Source organism: Bacillus sp. FSL R12-0074, from assembly GCF_038005725.1.
GTDB lineage: Bacteria > Bacillota > Bacilli > Bacillales > Bacillaceae_G > Bacillus_A > Bacillus_A mycoides.
Genome location: NZ_JBBOTR010000001.1, coordinates 3312958 through 3328331 on the forward strand (window position 1 = coordinate 3312958; position 15374 = coordinate 3328331).

The window sequence follows — 15374 nt, forward strand, 5'->3', positions numbered from 1 at the left end:
TGTCCACCTCCTGTATACTATAATGTTTTCTTATTTGTTCGTTAGAAAACATAGCCCGATACAAAAATTAAAGAGGTCGGATTTCACTTATTCTATAATAATAGAGCAAGTGTCTGTATTAAAGCTGTCGTTTGACCTGATAAAGATTTCGATATTTTTTCACGTTGTGAATCAGTCAATTCATCTAAAAGAGGCTTTAACTCTGTTAGTTCTGCTTCTAATCTATGAATATGGTCTGTCACTTCATTCACATGTTTCGAAACGTGTTCATTGATACCGAGCAGCTTCTTCTCCTCGATCTTCTCTTTAATCTCACAAAGCGGCATATGCATTTCTTTGCACTTCTCAATAAATTGTAATGTCTCAAATGCTGTTTCGTCGTAATAGCGATAATTAGATTGAGATCGCTCCGCTTTTAAGATTCCTAGATTCGTATAATAATCAATCGTTCGTTTCGACACGTGAGCCATGAGAGCCAACTGTCCGATTCGATACACCTTCCCAACGATCTTCCCCCCTTGTTTATATTACTATTATCATACAATACATAAACTGTACAGTCAAACGTGACGGTTTGTTATTCACAATTTATATAAAATTTCTCGTCTCATCTTATACTATCCATAAACATATAATCTATTAATTTAATTATATATAAAAATCAATATTTTTATTAAACCACCACTACCGAAATGTAGCCATTGAATAGCCCGTTCCTTCAACCTTTCTTATTTACGAACATATCATAATAATATCGATATAAATTATTTATTCTATAGGAGGAGATTGAAATTACCACAACTATTATTTCTCATTTTTATAACGAAGAATATTTGCTTCCTTGGTGGCTTATGCACCATACAAAAATATTCGATCACGGTATATTAATTAATAGAGGTTCCACTGATCGTTCCGTTGAGATTTGTAAATTATTCGCCCCCCACTGGGAAGTGCGAGATTCAAGATTTATTGAGTTTGACCCAACAAATACTGACATTGAAGTTATGGGAATTGAAAGAGAAGTTTCAGGTTGGAAAATCGTTTTAAATACTACGGAATTCTTTTGTTGTAATAATAAAGAAGAGTTTTTCTCATCTCTTCATACACTAGGACAAAATATGTATGCAATTAGAATGATTTTAATGATTGATAACCATAATTATTCGAAGCCAAGATATTCTATCCCATTAGTAGAGCAACGATACCACGGCGTCTTCCCTTATAACCCAAAACTCGGATGTGCCTGGAGATTTATTCACAACCACCTAGATGGAGCATATTTACCTGGTAGACATTATTCGCGGCACGGGAACATAGTTTATGACTATCCTTCATTTATTTTAAAATTTTATTTTAGCCCTTGGAATGAACATACAAAGGCTAGAAAATTACAAATTACACCCACCCTTTCAAAAATGGGTGTTCAAATGGGACTCCAAACTCATTATGGACAATCTCCTGAGGAACTCGAAACCCGTTTTTTAGAGCTTAGTAACGTAACACAAGACCTTCGTAATCATCCTGAATATCAAGAATTATTCCCAAAATTCAAACCGTAATGTTGTACGCACTGGCATATTTTCACACAATTCCTCCTACTTAGCAAAAAATATAAAACCATTCGCATAAAATATGAATACTGTAATTACTATAACTTTTTATTTTAGGAGGACAAAATGAAAGCTGTTATTCTTGCTGGTGGATACGGTACAAGGATTGGGGAAGAAACACACTTAAAACCAAAACCTATGATTGAAATTGGGACAAAGCCTATTCTATGGCACATTATGAGTCTGTTCAGTCATTACGGTATTACTGAATTTATTATTTGCTTAGGTTATAAAGGCTATGCAATTAAAGAGTTCTTTCTAAATTACAACTTACACATGTCAGATTTCACAATACAATTAAGCGACAACACAATCACTAGCCATTCACATCGTATAGAACCATGGAAAGTTACTCTTATCGATACTGGTCTAAATACAGAAACAGGTGGCCGAGTGAAAAGGATACAAAATTACGTCGGGAACGAACCTTTCTTTTTAACTTACGGCGATGGATTAAGTAATGTAAATATAAAAGAACTCCTTACGTTTCATAAAAAACATGGGAAAATGGCTACTGTAACTGCCGTACAACCCCCTGGTAGATTCGGTTCCCTTGTTATAGATAAGCAATCAGTTACATCATTTCAAGAAAAACCTTTAGGTGATGGTGGATGGGTTAACGGTGGATTCTTTGTTTTAAACCATGACATCTTCAATTATATTAGCGGAGATAAGTCCATTTTTGAAACAGACACTTTAGTTCAGTTAGTAAATAAAAACGAATTGGCAGCATATCAACATACTGGTTTTTGGCATCCAATGGATACATTGCGCGATAAAAATAAATTAGTCGAGCTATGGGAAAGTAATAACGCTCCGTGGAAGGTTTGGTAATATGGCTTCATCATCTTTTTGGAATAAGAAAAAAGTATTTATTACAGGACATACTGGCTTTAAAGGCTCATGGCTCACCCTTTTTTTAACTTCATTAGGTGCAGAAGTAGTTGGCTATTCTTCTCACCCCCCATCCATCCCTAACCTTTTTGAACAATGTAACGTATCAAAAGAGTGCATAACAATTAAAGGCGATATTACAGATTACGATTCTTTATTCCATGCCCTGAGACAACATAACCCTGACATACTATTTCATTTAGCAGCTCAGCCAATCGTCACCACTTCATACAAAAATCCTATCGAAACATTTAAAACGAATGTTTTAGGTACTGTTCACGTATTAGAAGCGGCAAAGCATATAGAAAGTATACGTGGCATCATTAATGTTACAAGTGATAAATGCTATGAAAATGACGGGAGCGGTAACCGGGCATTCGTGGAAACTGACCGACTAGGAGGTTTCGACCCTTATAGTGCTAGTAAAGCTTGTGCTGAACTAGTTGCAACATCATATCAAAAATCATTCTTCCACACTAACACTCCTAAACTTGCCTCAGTAAGAGCAGGTAATGTCATCGGCGGCGGTGATTGGGCAGAAGACCGATTATTCCCAGATATCATTCGTGCATATTTACAAGATAATACATTAAATATTAGAAACAAAAACGCTATTCGCCCATGGCAACACGTATTAGATCCTTTACATGGCTATATTCTTTTAGCTGAAAACCTTTCGAAAGACGCCGAATATGCAGCAGCTTGGAATTTCGGCCCGATGAATGAACTTAACAGAACCGTTCATGATGTCATTCAATCTATAATAAAATTATGGAATCAACCACTAACAATCCTTTCCCCTCATACAAATACTCTTTATGAATCACCTATTTTAACACTTGATAGTACAAAAGCAGTAAATAAACTCGGTTGGACTCCTAAATTATCAACAGATCATTCTATCGCTTGGACTGTTGATTGGTACAAAAAATATGCATCTGGTCAAAATATGGAATCTTTCACGCGACAACAAATCGATGCATTCAAAAATTTATAAGGGGGCTATAAAATGGAACAGAAAAAATGCCGTTTTTGCCACTCATTACTCACAAATACTTTTTTAGATTTAGGCGTTTCTCCTCTCGCTAACTCATTTGTAGCTCCAGAACACTCATATAAAATGGAGCCATTTTATCCGCTGCACACGTTTGTTTGTAACTCTTGTTTACTTGTACAATTAGATGAATTTGAATCTCCGCACAATATTTTTCATGACTATTTATACTTTAGCTCTTACTCCTCCAGTTGGCTACTACACGCTAAGCAATATGTAGAAATGGCGATTACGCGTTTCAACTTAACAAACCATTCGAAAGTGATTGAAATCGCAAGTAACGACGGGTACTTGTTACAATACTTTCAAAAAGAAAATATCAAAACGTTAGGAATTGAACCAGCAAAAAATGTAGCAGAAATCGCTATCCAAAAAGGAATTCCTACTGAAGTGAATTTTTTCAGCAATGACTTAGCAAAAAAATTACCGCAAGCAGATTTAATCGTCGCAAATAACGTATTAGCACACGTTCCGAACTTGCATGATTTTGTTGCCGGTTTAAAAACATTATTAAAACAAGATGGCACGATAACAATTGAATTCCCGCACTTATTAAACCTCATATCCTTTAAACAGTTTGACACAATCTATCATGAGCATTTCTCCTATTTCTCACTTATAAGTCTTCAAAAAGTTTTAGCTCATCATCATTTACAAATTGTCGATGTAGAAGAACTTGCAACGCACGGTGGTTCATTGCGTATTTTTGTAAACCATCACAGTGACTCATCCACTATCCATTCCAGTGTTACAAATATAATCCAAAAAGAAGTAGATCACGGGCTAGATACATTAGATTGCTATCTCCTTTTTTCTGAACGCATAGAACAATTGAAAATAAGTATTTTAAAGTTTTTTATCGAAGCAAAAGCTTTAAACAAACAAATTATCGGTTACGGCGCTCCAGCTAAAGGAAACACCCTTTTAAATTATTGCGGGATAGGAAAAGAATTTTTAAATTATACTGTAGATAAAAACCCTCACAAACAAAATCTCCTTCTACCAGGAACCCGCATTCCAATACAATCTCCGGAAGAAATAAAACGTACAAAACCTGATTACATTCTCATACTTCCTTGGAACTTGAAAGACGAAATTATGAAAGAATGCTCTTTCATTCGTGAATGGGGCGGCAAATTTTTAGTAACGATTCCAGAAGTTGAGGTAATTGAGCCATGAAAAAAATCCTTGTAACAGGCGGTAGTGGATGGATTGGTAAATATGTTGTAAATTCTCTTATACAAAAGGGCTATGAAGTGCACGCCACTTTCCATACAAATAAGCCTTCTCACCTTTCTTGCGATTGGCATAAAGTAAACTTACTTTGCGATGAAGAAGTAAAAAAACTCATTTACGACATTAAGCCTAGTCATCTCATTCATTTAGCTTGGGAAGCAGTGCCGCCAGCGTGTTATGTATCTATTAATAATTACTATTGGCTTATATCCAGTATCTCATTACTTCAACACTTCACAACGTGCGGCGGAAAGCGAGTCATCGTTGCCGGTACTGGCGCAGAGTATGAATGGTTTAACGGCGTATTATTTGAAGATTCACCGCTTCTTTCCTATAAAACCCCGTATTCATTATGTAAAAACGCACTACATTCCTGGCTACAATCATACGCTGGGCAAACCGGCCTCAGCATATGTTGGGGCCGCATTTTTCATATGTATGGCCCTCACGAACAAGGGAATCGACTCGTTTCTAACATTATCACGTCCTTATTAAAAAATGAGGACGCACTATGTACACATGGAAAACAATCAAGAGATTTCCTCCATGTGAGTGACGTCGCTGATGCTCTCGTAACAGTATTAGAACGCAACGTTACAGGCACAATCAATATCGCTTCTGGTCAATCTGTACAAATTAAAGAATTAGCTTCTATCATTGCTAAAAAGATAGGAAAAGAAAATTTAATTAAACTAGGTGCGATTCCTTTCTCTAAAGATGAACCTTTATTCGTCGGCGTTAATGTAGAACGTTTAAAAACTGAAGTAAACTGGAAACCGACATACGATCTAAATATTGGAATCGAAGAAACAATTTTATGGTGGGAATCATTTATAAAAAAGCATAACGATACGCATCACTAAAACGTAAATCCTTCGTCCCTCTTGCTAAATCCTTATACCATTCTTCTAATCTTTCAGGTGTAATAATATGATGCGTTCCCATTCCCCCATGCTTACTAGCTTCAGAAAGAGTCGGACCAATTTGTAATTTCCTCTTTCTCATCGCATCGTTCCAAGGGCTGAAACCAAACCATGCAATACACGCAAGTGGCGGGTAAGCCATAGATTCATGCACAGATAAATGTCTTCCAACCGTATAACTTCCGTGTTCATGATTATGAATAAATCTACCCCTTCTCCATAACGCCCAATCTTCTGGTAAATAACCGTGAAATCGCTGTTTCATTAAAGGTATTCCAAAGTTAAGGTCCGGATAATTATAGTTAAGATCATCGACCATAATAAGCCCTTCCAGCCAATACATCCTCCCTCCCAATTCATTTAGTGATTTCCAAAACTGATTTTTATCTTGCACACAAAGAAACTCAGTCGTATTTAAAATCATTTTCCATCCTTCTACTTCTTGTTCTATCCTCATCACTTCATGATCTGTCGCTAGTGCATCAAATTCTGGATTTGCAGAATCTCGTACTTCCCAGTGTGGTGCGAATTTTTTACAAATTTCAACCGAACGATCTGTTGAACCTTTATTAATTAAAATGCCATGATCAAACAGTTTCGTATGATGAGAAAGCCACCACGGTAATAAATACTCTTCATTGTAAAAATGAGAAATAACGGTCGTAGTTATAACAATCTCCTCCTCTTTTTCTATTAATCTACTTTTTTATCCTACTCTTAATATACTTATCAGTTATGTAATTGGTTTCTTTTATTTTAAAAATATGTTTTTCTACCATATACTATGCTTTCTTAGACAACCATCATTTCCATTTTCTAAAGAAACATCCCAATAAACTGAAAATTAAGTTATAATATCATTATAAAATTATGAAGGAGGAATGCGCTCATGTACTACAACACTTCATTCGAAAACGATCAACCTGTAGTCCGTCTATAATCTAAGACGGGCATTCATATAACAAGTGCACCATGCCCCGTCTTAGGGAATAAATCATAACCCTAAAAATAGACGGAGGTCATTCAAATGAAACAAACCATTTTAGGAGCTATATGTTTATCACTAGCAGCAAGTATTTGGGGCGGTATGTACGTCGTTAGTAAATACGTACTCGACTTTATTCCGCCACTTACACTCGTTTGGCTACGCTTTATTATCGCTTTTGTTGTTTTATATGCGATTTTGAAAACAACTGAAAAAAAGCAAAAGAAAAAAGTAACCATACACAAAAAAGATTGGCTATTATTCGCTTGGATTGGATTCATCGGGTATTTCATTTCGATCACATGTCAATTTATCGGAACGAAATTATCCGATGCTCATACAGGCTCCTTAGTAACATCAGCTACACCTGCATTTATGGTTATATTTGCAGCGCTCCTTTTAAAAGAGAAACTAACTGCTCGTAGACTTTTATCAACTATAATAGCGACAATCGGTGTCATTATCGTTATCGGATGGGATATTGAAATCGGCTCCTATTTTATCGGTACAATCATTTTAGTTGGAGCCGCTATTACGTGGGCTTTACTATCCATTTATGTAAAAATCGCTTCCGCTCGATTTTCATCTTTAATTATTACAACGCACGCAATATTCTTTTCACTCTTTTTCATTACACCGTGCATGGTATGGGAACTCCAATCAAGTCCTATTGAACATATAAACATGTACGTATTATTAGGCGTACTCTATTTAGGAATCGTCTCAACCGCAGGTGCATTTTTTCTTTGGAATAAAGGGTTAGAATTAATGGATGCTAGCATCGGTTCATTATTTTTCTTCTTTCAACCGATCGTAGGATCATTACTTGGCTGGCTCCTGTTAAATGAGACGTTAAACAGTAACTTTTTCATTGGTGGTATCCTTATTATATGCAGTGTTATAATTACTACTTTTGAAAAGCAAAAATAGTATAAAAAAAAACAGGCAGAGACTTAGTCTCTGCCTGTTCGCATAATTGGGTCTTGGTCGTGAAAACCGATGCAAATTGGTATATTACTTTGTAATCCACTGCATGCACTTATAAAACTACACACCGTTCTTGCGATTAAATATAAAGTAATACCTACAGCCTTTTTATCTGAATCAAAGCCATTTTCACCATAAATATCAGCTAACTCTCCTAAAGATGGTCCTTCTATTTCATCCGTCCAATCACTTGCCCAATCCTCATCTTCTTCAAGAAACATATAATCGTCACAAATATAAAACTGACTATCCCACTCATTATCAAGATCATACTCAAAATAAATCGCCTTTGCTTCTTCACTTTCAGCAATTTCTAACGCTTCTTTCAAACCTATCCTCATACTTTCCTTGTATGAATCTAATGGAATCAATTTAATGCGCTCCGCATCCTCACTTGACGCTAGTGTGCGACAAATATCATAATACTTCAATTCTATTTGAGATACTGATAACAAAAATACATCTTCCTGCATTTCCTCTAAATACTGAAAAATATCCACACTATTACAACTCCCTACACTTTACACAGTCCAATGTGCTGGACGAGACAACACTTTCGGTAATTTCGTATGTTTGTCCCCTTTCGCCGCATTAATTTGGACTTGCGTAAGAAAAATACTATTCGTAAAATCTGCCCCTCTAATATCTGCATCACGCAAATCTGCTCCAATGAGATCAGCTCCGCGTAAGTCTGTACCATTAAGGTTAGCCGCAATTAAATACGCCCCTCTTAAATTGGCTCCTTGTAAATCTCTCTTTTTAAGGTTAGCTCCCATAAGATCTGCTCCGCGGTGACTGATTCGTTTTTTACGTGCAGCATTCATTTCTTTCCAAACTAATTCACTCGTCTCTAAAAGGAGAATGTTCACTTCTGCACGGTGTAATGGCACATTTACTTCCATTAACTCATCTGAACTTAAATTAGAAAGACGCTCTGTCTCTTCAATTGCTTCCTTCAGCTCTTTATGAATTGTCTGCGTCGCCTTTAAAAGAACAGCTTCCTTCAAATACCAAAGCATTTCATGAAGCTGATGCATAACCGGAAAAGCATCATACATTTCTCTCGCATGCTCGGCATCTGTCCGCCAATCAATTCCTTTAAACGTAACTTGAGAAATCTTTTGTCCGGCGCCGAAACATTCAAACACTGTACAACCTTTATACCCTTTTCCTCTAAGATCTCTATGTATACTACATTTATAATCTGATTGTAAATTTGTACAAGGTTTACCACCATCTTTATTCACCGCAAAATCTATTGACGCTGCGAACGGTAATGCTACACAACATAAACCAAAACACTTTTCACAATCTGCTTTTAAACTATTGTGATTTGTATCCTCTTCTACATGAAAATAATCGTTATTATTAGTCAAAATATATACCCCCTGTTGTCTTTTGACTATTTCATAATATTCCAACTACAATAAATAATCAATTTTAAAATAAATAGACCTATTTCATTTCAAACAACAACATAATCCTTTTATTTCTTTTCATTTAAAAAGGACATCCACTACAATGTTAATTATAATTAAATTATGAACTTTCGAATAACAAGGAGGATTACTATGGCATTAGAAATGAAAACAAACTGTCAAATTTGCGACCATTCCCTTCAGCCCGATTCTGAAGCATACATATGCGTGTATGAATGTACATTTTGTGCACCATGTACAGAGGAAAGGCAAAATGTTTGCCCGAATTGTGGCGGCGAGTTAGTACGTAGGCCGAAAAAGAAATAATAAAAAGGCAAAAACGAACAGGAATATGTTCATTTTTGCCTTTTTATTTAACTATTAAAATTACTTCTATTATTGATTCAAATGATTTTTAACTGCTCTTATAACCAATTCATGATCTACTTCTGGTGGTAATCCTGAGACTGTTATCATTCCAATAACCCCTACATTTTTTATTTGGATAGGAAAGCATCCACCAAACGCAGCATATTCCGATCCATCTAAACGGTATTTTTCATGATATGGAACTCCGCTTATTTCACTTTCTATCTGCATATAATACGAGCTATGATTATGCAGGGAAACGACCCGTTTTTTACGCTCAATCCATTTCGTATTTTCCTCAGTTGTCCCCGTCATCTTGAAATGAAATAATTGCACACCATTTTTGGCTATATCAACAGCAATCAATTTCCCCTCTCGCTTTGCTGTTTCAACGATATATAAACCTAATTGCAAGGCATCTTCATTTGTAAAAGAGGAAAATTGAAGTGTTTCCTCCTCTATTAATATTTGTTTACTTATTTCACTCAAATTTGAAGTACTCATATCTTTAACCTCCCTAATTGTCTTATACCACATTGGCATTTTTTAGAATTACCAGATTCTATAGTACCGTAACGCTTGTTTTCTTCTTACTGGTGCTATTATGAATTATATTTAACACATTAAAAATGTATGTACTTTAAAGTGCTATAGGTACTAAACATTTAGTACAGGAATTGTCTATTTCTGTGATTAATTAGAATATATTAAGGTGTTTGCATTTTTGCCTTGCTACAATGCCCTTGCGAAAAGATACTATATTTTACTTATGTGAATACAAAAAAAGCAAAGCGCCCACGCTTTGCTTCTTACAAAATCCCTTTTAACTTTTCATAAATTAACTTCGCTAAATACGCATAGCCTTCTGCTACAAAGTGTAATCCATCTTTTTCTTCATCTTCTACGAATATTTTATAATTTTCTTCTTGAATCATCTCAGCATATAAATTGAGAAAATGGCTCCCTGTTTTTCTTGCTACTTCCTCTTCCGCCGCTGCATACTGACGTTTTCATTAATCTAACACTCCTTTACGTACGAAACAGCTTTCCTTCTATCGCTTTCACATATCTTTCCGCAGAACGTTCAACTGCCTCATTTGCATTTTCTTTTACTACTCGGTGAAAAGCATTATATAGACGATTAAATTGTAACGGTTTCACTCGATTCGCCATTTCCTCAACTTTTCTCGCCGGTAATGGAATTAAGTTTGGATAGCTGTACATGAAGCTCACCCACTGTTGATCCGCTACAACTTGAATGATATCACCTGTTAATAATATACCTTTCCCATCATTTCCTTCTTCCCAATGTAATACAGAACCGCCACTAAAATGTCCTCCGAGACGATGCACAGTAATTCCATCTGCTAATTGTAAAGACTCACCAGTCCAATAAATAATACGACTACTCGGGCGCATAACCCACTCTTTATCGTCTTCGTGTATATAAATTGGTACATCAAATGTTTCTGCCCATTCTACTTGTGTTGAATAATAATGCGGATGAGATAGTGCAATCGCATCTAATCCGCCCCACTCTTTTATCTTCTCAATTGTCGTTTCATCTAAATAAGTAATACAATCCCATAACAAACGATATGACTCTGTTTTTACTACAAATGCCGTCTGACCGATCGCAAATTCTGGTTTTGTCGTAATACTATAAAGCCCATTTTCTTCTTCTATAATTTCATTTTTATATGTATCACTCGTTTGCAAGTTTTCTAAACTCGTCCAAGACTGCCCTTTCGGATTAATATATTGTCTCTCCTCATCACAAATAACACAACTTACCGGTTCTTCCACACTCGCTGCATACTGCACGCCACACGTTGTACAAACGAAATTATTCATAGTCATTCCCCTATCCCTTTAATTTTTTATTAAGCTGATATTTGTTGATAGTTTTCTGCTTTTTTATTTTCGATTACTAAACCTATTAGAGTCAGTAAATAGACAGCTGTAACTGACAATGGAATTACAATAAGTCCATTGTCTGCAAAAAGAATCCCGCAAACTGACGTCACAAATACGGTTCCTACTGACAATACACCATAACTTTTACTTTCATAAATCCATACGTATGGTACAAAATGAACACCTATTAACATTGCTACTACAAAAGGTAACCATTCTGGAAATTGAAAATATGCAAGTAATACAAACGGAATATTCAATACATTTATCCCACCAATTACTCCAGCTAAAGTCCCTAGCGGATTTCCTTTCGCAAACATGTCAATTTTTAATATAGCAGCTAACATTAAGCCGAAAGGAAACACACAACCCATACCAATTAAATACACCCACACAACTTGTTTTTCTGAAAGAAGAATACCCGTTACACTCGCTACAATCCAAAACAAAATACCAGCTATTATAACAGGAATTCCCCTCTTCGTTCTTTGTGCTAAATCTCGTTTTGCTTCTGCTATGTTCATTTCACTATCTCCCCCAAACTATTTGTACTATAAAGCCGGCTCAATTTCGTTCATCCAATAACACCAAGCTACTAAGTAATCTTCTAAATCTTTCGGATGGTGTCTCAAACATGTATCTATACGCAAATATAAACTTATGACTATTTCCTCGTATAGATCTCGATTTTTTTTAAGAAATACACATTGTTTCATCACATAATCGATCGCTTCTTTTGTTACATCTTCCGGAGTTGAACAGAACGCATAAATTAAATCATATAAAGTATTTCCTAAAATAGGTAACGGATCAATTACCCCATGTAACCTATTCTCTCGAAATATAAAATTATGAAATCCGAAATCACCATGTAATAAAAATGGCTGATTTACTCCGGCTTCCCTATTTGCTAGTTTAAGAACAATTCTATAATCTTCCTCACTTATGTAACGTCTTACATTTTCATAAGCTTCCATCACATTTGCCGTTAAAAATTCATTCCAAGATTGAACCGGACTTTCTTTCCATCCCCAGCCTTCTGCCCCTGGAACCATTTTATACTTATTGATAACTTCTTTTACAAGTGTACGAAGCGTACTTCGTTTATATCCTTGTTTACACGAAGTATTACCTTCAAGGAAAGAATACACGAAATATGTATGTAAAGGTTCCTTATACAAAAGCTTTGAAAATAAACTATTCTCCTCATAAAATGAGAGAAAATTAGCTTCTTCACGTATTACTTCCGCTTCATTCAGCTTTACTACATATTTTTCGTCCAACAAATATACAGTACTTGTCGTTCCTCCGTTCAACGCTTTTACGCTATTTGGATCATGTGAAATAACTTTCTCCTTAACTAGTTGTGCAGCAATTATTGAAATGTCCATTCTCTCACCCTTTAATTCCGAAGATTCCCCCAATTCAAAAGACAACTTTACTATTATTTGACAATTGCAAGAGAATCCCTTCTAACATCTTAATATTGCAGAAATTAATTTTTATTTTATTAAAACGGCTTCCTTCAAGATTTCATCATATAATTCATTCCATTTATAATGATACGCTGCACTCTCTTCTACTCTAACAAACATCCTTTTATCGGATTCGTACTCACCGTCAAACTTATGCACTTCATTAATCTCCATCCGGTAGAACGGCTGATACCCTACTTTTGGATACGGACTATTTTCATTCCAATTTGGATTATCACTATGGTCAACGATAATATATCCAAATAAAGTACATTCTCCTTTTACATAACCTTCTTCCCACGCTTCTCTTTTAAAACATTCTTCTGGTAGTTCCCCTTCTTCTATATGCCCACCAGGAAAGTCCCAACCACGCTGCTCATGGTCTATCAGTAAAACCTTATTATTATGAAAACAAAAACCGTGAACACTCGTGATTCTTTCGTATTCTGGCAATATACAATCTTTTTTCCACGTTAACCTCACTTTTGATTCCCCATAATTTGCGCATATAGTTACCATTTCCCTCACTCCAAATGCTCTTCATTTAATCTAATAATCTCTATTGCACGATCTCTTTCTTTTAACTTACGAGCCAAACTTTCTACACCAAATACTTCTGTAAATGTGTGGCTTCCTACAATCAAATTGATGCCTTTAAATTTCGCATGTTGCACTGTATATAATGTTTTTTCTCCCGTTATGTACGTATCACAACCTTTTTCTAGCGCACGCTCAATAAGGTTTGTATTGTTTCCTGCACCTGTTAATATCGCAATCCGTTTTACTGGCCTGTCATGATTTTTCCAGTTCTTCACTTTCTCTTCCATTCTCTCTTCAAGTTTTTCAACTAAATTTGAAAACGGAATCGCTTCTTTATATTCTCCTATTCCCGGTAGCTCTTCTTCCTCATACGTGGAATATTCCAGTATTGTATCTATCCCAATTTCATTAAATAACGACGTACACGTGCCAAACTTTACAAAATCTAACGGCAAATGAATCCAAAAATGATTCATTTCATATTCTTTTAATTTCTCAATACAAGCCTCTTCCATACCGAATAGAAAACTCCACGGTGCATGATGTGTAACTATCATATCGACACCATTTCTATACGCTTCTTCAATTGTTTCTAGCGTCAAATTTGTCGTGTAACCTATTTTGTGAAATTCCTCTTTACTAATGTGAGTGAAGCCATACTCGTCATCACCGTATTTATTAAGATGCTCTTCAAAAAGTGATGTAATATGTTCTTTGAACTGCGTTATATTCATTTTCATTTCTCCTTTCATTTACTTTTATATTTCAAAAATAAGGAAATACTATTTAACGACGTTACATACATATAGGAGGACAATATGAAACCTGAATTTTTAAAAGCTATACATGAAGCGATTGGAAATGTTGAGCATATTCATATAGAAGAAAGTGGTGCAGATAGTTTACTCATTCATCACGATGATGCACAGCAATTAAAACAAGTTGCTGAAACGTTAGAAAACAATAATTTCCACTCTACTATTAGAACAGCTGGGGATGCTTCTTATATTGAAGTGTTGAACAGGTAAGAAGAAGTCCAGGTTATATACTGGGCTTCATTCTTTTATATTGAAATTTCAAACTCTTTTACATACACCGCTGTTCCCGCAATATCAATTTGTAAGTTATCATTTTCTACATCTTTCGTTACATAAACCATTACACGACCATCTTTATTTATTTCCTGTCCTTGCTCAACGATTAACTCCAGTTCATGGTCAAAATCTTTCTCCAAGTACGTCGCATAATACGCTCCCATTACACCTGAAGCTGTTCCTGTCACTGGATCTTCAATCGTTCCAGAATAAGGTGATGAAAAATGACGACCGTGCATTTTTGCTTCTGCATCATATGTCTCTAAGCAAAGTGGATGAATCGCAACCTTTGGCATTTCTTTTAGTACAGATGGAAATTCATTATTATTAGGTTTCATTCTTTCACATGCATCAATTTTTTTAATAGGTACAATTAAAGTCCAAATACCAGTATTTCCATATACAATCGGTAAATTTTCATCTAAATCATTCACTTCAAGACCAATAATGTGAGCTAATGCCTCTTTGGAACCTGCAAAACTTTGAAACTTAGGTATTGCTTGTCTCATTTTAATAAAAGTTTCCCCATTTTCATTCGTACCTATATGTATTGGTAAAACCCCCGCCTTCGTTTCAATCGTTAAATTATGTTTCCCTCCCAATATTCCTCTTTTATGAAGTGCATATATTGTCCCTACTGTCGCATGACCACATAAATCATTTTCATGCCCAGGTGTAAAATAGCGAATTCTTATGTCTGCTACTTCTGAAGAAAGAACGAAAGCTGTTTCGTTAAATCCAACTTTTTCAGCAATACGCTGCATTTCCTCTTCCGTTAATCCATCCGCCTCTAGTACAACACCTGCTGGATTTCCCATATTTGGTTTATTCGTAAATGCGTCGTAATGAAATACGTTTATGTTCTTCATTTA

19 protein-coding genes and 1 pseudogene are annotated in these 15374 nt (G+C 35.5%); 8 read left to right on the forward strand and 12 right to left on the reverse strand.

Translation table 11 applies throughout. The features are described from left to right. Positions 1 to 92: 92 nt before the first annotated feature. Complete coding sequence (locus tag NSS97_RS17210) at positions 93 to 497, reverse strand: MerR family transcriptional regulator (RefSeq protein ID WP_078178706.1); 405 nt, start codon at positions 495 to 497, stop codon at positions 93 to 95. Positions 498 to 791: 294 nt separating this feature from the next. Between NSS97_RS17210 and NSS97_RS17215 the strand changes: the two genes are divergently transcribed. The 5 genes from NSS97_RS17215 to NSS97_RS17235 all read left to right on the forward strand — a co-directional run bounded on the left by NSS97_RS17215 (position 792) and on the right by NSS97_RS17235 (position 5657). Beyond that, positions 792 to 1559 (forward strand): glycosyltransferase family 2 protein, encoded by a 768-nt coding sequence (locus NSS97_RS17215; RefSeq protein ID WP_107887990.1) that lies wholly within the window; start codon positions 792 to 794, stop codon positions 1557 to 1559. A 117-nt stretch (positions 1560 to 1676) separates the two neighbouring features. Further along, positions 1677 to 2444 (forward strand): glucose-1-phosphate cytidylyltransferase, encoded by a 768-nt coding sequence (gene rfbF / locus NSS97_RS17220; protein ID WP_044443287.1) that lies wholly within the window; start codon positions 1677 to 1679, stop codon positions 2442 to 2444. A 1-nt stretch (position 2445) separates the two neighbouring features. After that, positions 2446 to 3501, forward strand: a complete 1056-nt coding sequence (gene rfbG / locus NSS97_RS17225) for a CDP-glucose 4,6-dehydratase (RefSeq protein ID WP_341113591.1) — start codon at positions 2446 to 2448, stop codon at positions 3499 to 3501. Positions 3502 to 3513: 12 nt separating this feature from the next. Then, positions 3514 to 4737 carry a class I SAM-dependent methyltransferase gene (locus NSS97_RS17230; protein ID WP_044443282.1) on the forward strand — a complete coding sequence of 408 codons (1224 nt, stop codon included), beginning with the start codon at positions 3514 to 3516 and terminating at the stop codon, positions 4735 to 4737. Beyond that, complete coding sequence (locus NSS97_RS17235) at positions 4734 to 5657, forward strand: NAD-dependent epimerase/dehydratase family protein (RefSeq protein WP_326997156.1); 924 nt, start codon at positions 4734 to 4736, stop codon at positions 5655 to 5657. The genes NSS97_RS17230 and NSS97_RS17235 overlap by 4 nt, the downstream gene beginning before the upstream one ends. Here the strand turns inward: NSS97_RS17235 and NSS97_RS17240 are convergent. Further along, positions 5626 to 6411, reverse strand: coding sequence for a glycosyltransferase family 2 protein (locus tag NSS97_RS17240; protein WP_326997180.1), 786 nt, complete (start codon positions 6409 to 6411; stop codon positions 5626 to 5628). The two genes, NSS97_RS17235 and NSS97_RS17240, sit on opposite strands and share 32 nt — an antisense overlap. 333 nt (positions 6412 to 6744) lie before the next feature. On the opposite strand from NSS97_RS17240, the gene NSS97_RS17245 reads away from it, so the two are divergent. After that, positions 6745 to 7632 (forward strand): DMT family transporter, encoded by an 888-nt coding sequence (locus NSS97_RS17245; RefSeq protein ID WP_044443276.1) that lies wholly within the window; start codon positions 6745 to 6747, stop codon positions 7630 to 7632. A gap of 23 nt (positions 7633 to 7655) precedes the next feature. On the opposite strand, the gene NSS97_RS17250 is transcribed toward NSS97_RS17245, so the two are convergent. Then, a complete protein-coding gene (locus tag NSS97_RS17250) occupies positions 7656 to 8189 on the reverse strand; it encodes a hypothetical protein (RefSeq protein ID WP_012261303.1) in 534 nt (177 codons plus the stop codon). 21 nt (positions 8190 to 8210) lie between these two features. Beyond that, a complete protein-coding gene (locus NSS97_RS17255) occupies positions 8211 to 9065 on the reverse strand; it encodes a pentapeptide repeat-containing protein (RefSeq protein WP_341113594.1) in 855 nt (284 codons plus the stop codon). Between the two features lie 195 nt (positions 9066 to 9260). On the opposite strand from NSS97_RS17255, the gene NSS97_RS17260 reads away from it, so the two are divergent. Further along, a complete protein-coding gene (locus NSS97_RS17260; RefSeq protein ID WP_001162783.1) occupies positions 9261 to 9434 on the forward strand; it encodes a DUF1272 domain-containing protein in 174 nt (57 codons plus the stop codon). 69 nt (positions 9435 to 9503) lie between these two features. Here the strand turns inward: NSS97_RS17260 and NSS97_RS17265 are convergent, their stop codons facing one another. The 7 genes and pseudogenes from NSS97_RS17265 to NSS97_RS17295 all read right to left on the reverse strand — a co-directional run bounded on the left by NSS97_RS17265 (position 9504) and on the right by NSS97_RS17295 (position 14142). Then, positions 9504 to 9980, reverse strand: a complete 477-nt coding sequence (locus NSS97_RS17265) for a heme-degrading domain-containing protein (protein WP_002033314.1) — start codon at positions 9978 to 9980, stop codon at positions 9504 to 9506. 305 nt (positions 9981 to 10285) lie between these two features. Continuing rightward, positions 10286 to 10480, reverse strand: a pseudogene (locus tag NSS97_RS17270) (esterase); the annotation flags it as partial. Positions 10481 to 10505: 25 nt separating this feature from the next. Continuing rightward, positions 10506 to 11330, reverse strand: coding sequence for an MBL fold metallo-hydrolase (locus NSS97_RS17275; RefSeq protein WP_107887985.1), 825 nt, complete (start codon positions 11328 to 11330; stop codon positions 10506 to 10508). Positions 11331 to 11359: 29 nt separating this feature from the next. Then, positions 11360 to 11917: a DUF7010 family protein gene (locus NSS97_RS17280; RefSeq protein WP_341113596.1), complete on the reverse strand. Its 558-nt coding sequence runs from the start codon at positions 11915 to 11917 to the stop codon at positions 11360 to 11362. Between the two features lie 27 nt (positions 11918 to 11944). After that, positions 11945 to 12784: a phosphotransferase gene (locus NSS97_RS17285; RefSeq protein ID WP_341113597.1), complete on the reverse strand. Its 840-nt coding sequence runs from the start codon at positions 12782 to 12784 to the stop codon at positions 11945 to 11947. Between the two features lie 111 nt (positions 12785 to 12895). Continuing rightward, positions 12896 to 13387 carry an NUDIX hydrolase gene (locus tag NSS97_RS17290; protein WP_002014049.1) on the reverse strand — a complete coding sequence of 164 codons (492 nt, stop codon included), beginning with the start codon at positions 13385 to 13387 and terminating at the stop codon, positions 12896 to 12898. A 5-nt stretch (positions 13388 to 13392) separates the two neighbouring features. Then, a complete protein-coding gene (locus NSS97_RS17295) occupies positions 13393 to 14142 on the reverse strand; it encodes a Nif3-like dinuclear metal center hexameric protein (RefSeq protein ID WP_241138512.1) in 750 nt (249 codons plus the stop codon). Positions 14143 to 14226: 84 nt separating this feature from the next. Here NSS97_RS17295 and NSS97_RS17300 point away from each other — a divergent pair, with 84 nt between their 5' ends. Continuing rightward, positions 14227 to 14436, forward strand: coding sequence for a hypothetical protein (locus tag NSS97_RS17300; protein WP_341113605.1), 210 nt, complete (start codon positions 14227 to 14229; stop codon positions 14434 to 14436). A 35-nt stretch (positions 14437 to 14471) separates the two neighbouring features. Here the strand turns inward: NSS97_RS17300 and NSS97_RS17305 are convergent, their stop codons facing one another. Then, positions 14472 to 15371 (reverse strand): PhzF family phenazine biosynthesis isomerase, encoded by a 900-nt coding sequence (locus tag NSS97_RS17305; RefSeq protein ID WP_044443256.1) that lies wholly within the window; start codon positions 15369 to 15371, stop codon positions 14472 to 14474. Positions 15372 to 15374 lie beyond the last annotated feature (3 nt).

Excerpts from the sequence above, each read along its gene's own strand:
- NSS97_RS17305 (WP_044443256.1), bottom strand. The coding sequence starts at position 15,371 with ATGAAGAACATAAACGTATTTCATTACGACGCATTTACGAATAAACCA.
- NSS97_RS17235 (WP_326997156.1), top strand. The coding sequence starts at position 4,734 with ATGAAAAAAATCCTTGTAACAGGCGGTAGTGGATGGATTGGTAAATAT.
- rfbG (WP_341113591.1), top strand. The coding sequence starts at position 2,446 with ATGGCTTCATCATCTTTTTGGAATAAGAAAAAAGTATTTATTACAGGA.
- NSS97_RS17245 (WP_044443276.1), top strand. The coding sequence starts at position 6,745 with ATGAAACAAACCATTTTAGGAGCTATATGTTTATCACTAGCAGCAAGT.
- NSS97_RS17280 (WP_341113596.1), bottom strand. The coding sequence starts at position 11,917 with ATGAACATAGCAGAAGCAAAACGAGATTTAGCACAAAGAACGAAGAGG.
- NSS97_RS17265 (WP_002033314.1), bottom strand. The coding sequence starts at position 9,980 with ATGAGTACTTCAAATTTGAGTGAAATAAGTAAACAAATATTAATAGAG.
- NSS97_RS17230 (WP_044443282.1), top strand. The coding sequence starts at position 3,514 with ATGGAACAGAAAAAATGCCGTTTTTGCCACTCATTACTCACAAATACT.
- NSS97_RS17260 (WP_001162783.1), top strand. The coding sequence starts at position 9,261 with ATGGCATTAGAAATGAAAACAAACTGTCAAATTTGCGACCATTCCCTT.
- NSS97_RS17275 (WP_107887985.1), bottom strand. The coding sequence starts at position 11,330 with ATGAATAATTTCGTTTGTACAACGTGTGGCGTGCAGTATGCAGCGAGT.
- NSS97_RS17290 (WP_002014049.1), bottom strand. The coding sequence starts at position 13,387 with ATGGTAACTATATGCGCAAATTATGGGGAATCAAAAGTGAGGTTAACG.
- NSS97_RS17285 (WP_341113597.1), bottom strand. The coding sequence starts at position 12,784 with ATGGACATTTCAATAATTGCTGCACAACTAGTTAAGGAGAAAGTTATT.
- rfbF (WP_044443287.1), top strand. The coding sequence starts at position 1,677 with ATGAAAGCTGTTATTCTTGCTGGTGGATACGGTACAAGGATTGGGGAA.
- NSS97_RS17300 (WP_341113605.1), top strand. The coding sequence starts at position 14,227 with ATGAAACCTGAATTTTTAAAAGCTATACATGAAGCGATTGGAAATGTT.
- NSS97_RS17295 (WP_241138512.1), bottom strand. The coding sequence starts at position 14,142 with ATGAATATAACGCAGTTCAAAGAACATATTACATCACTTTTTGAAGAG.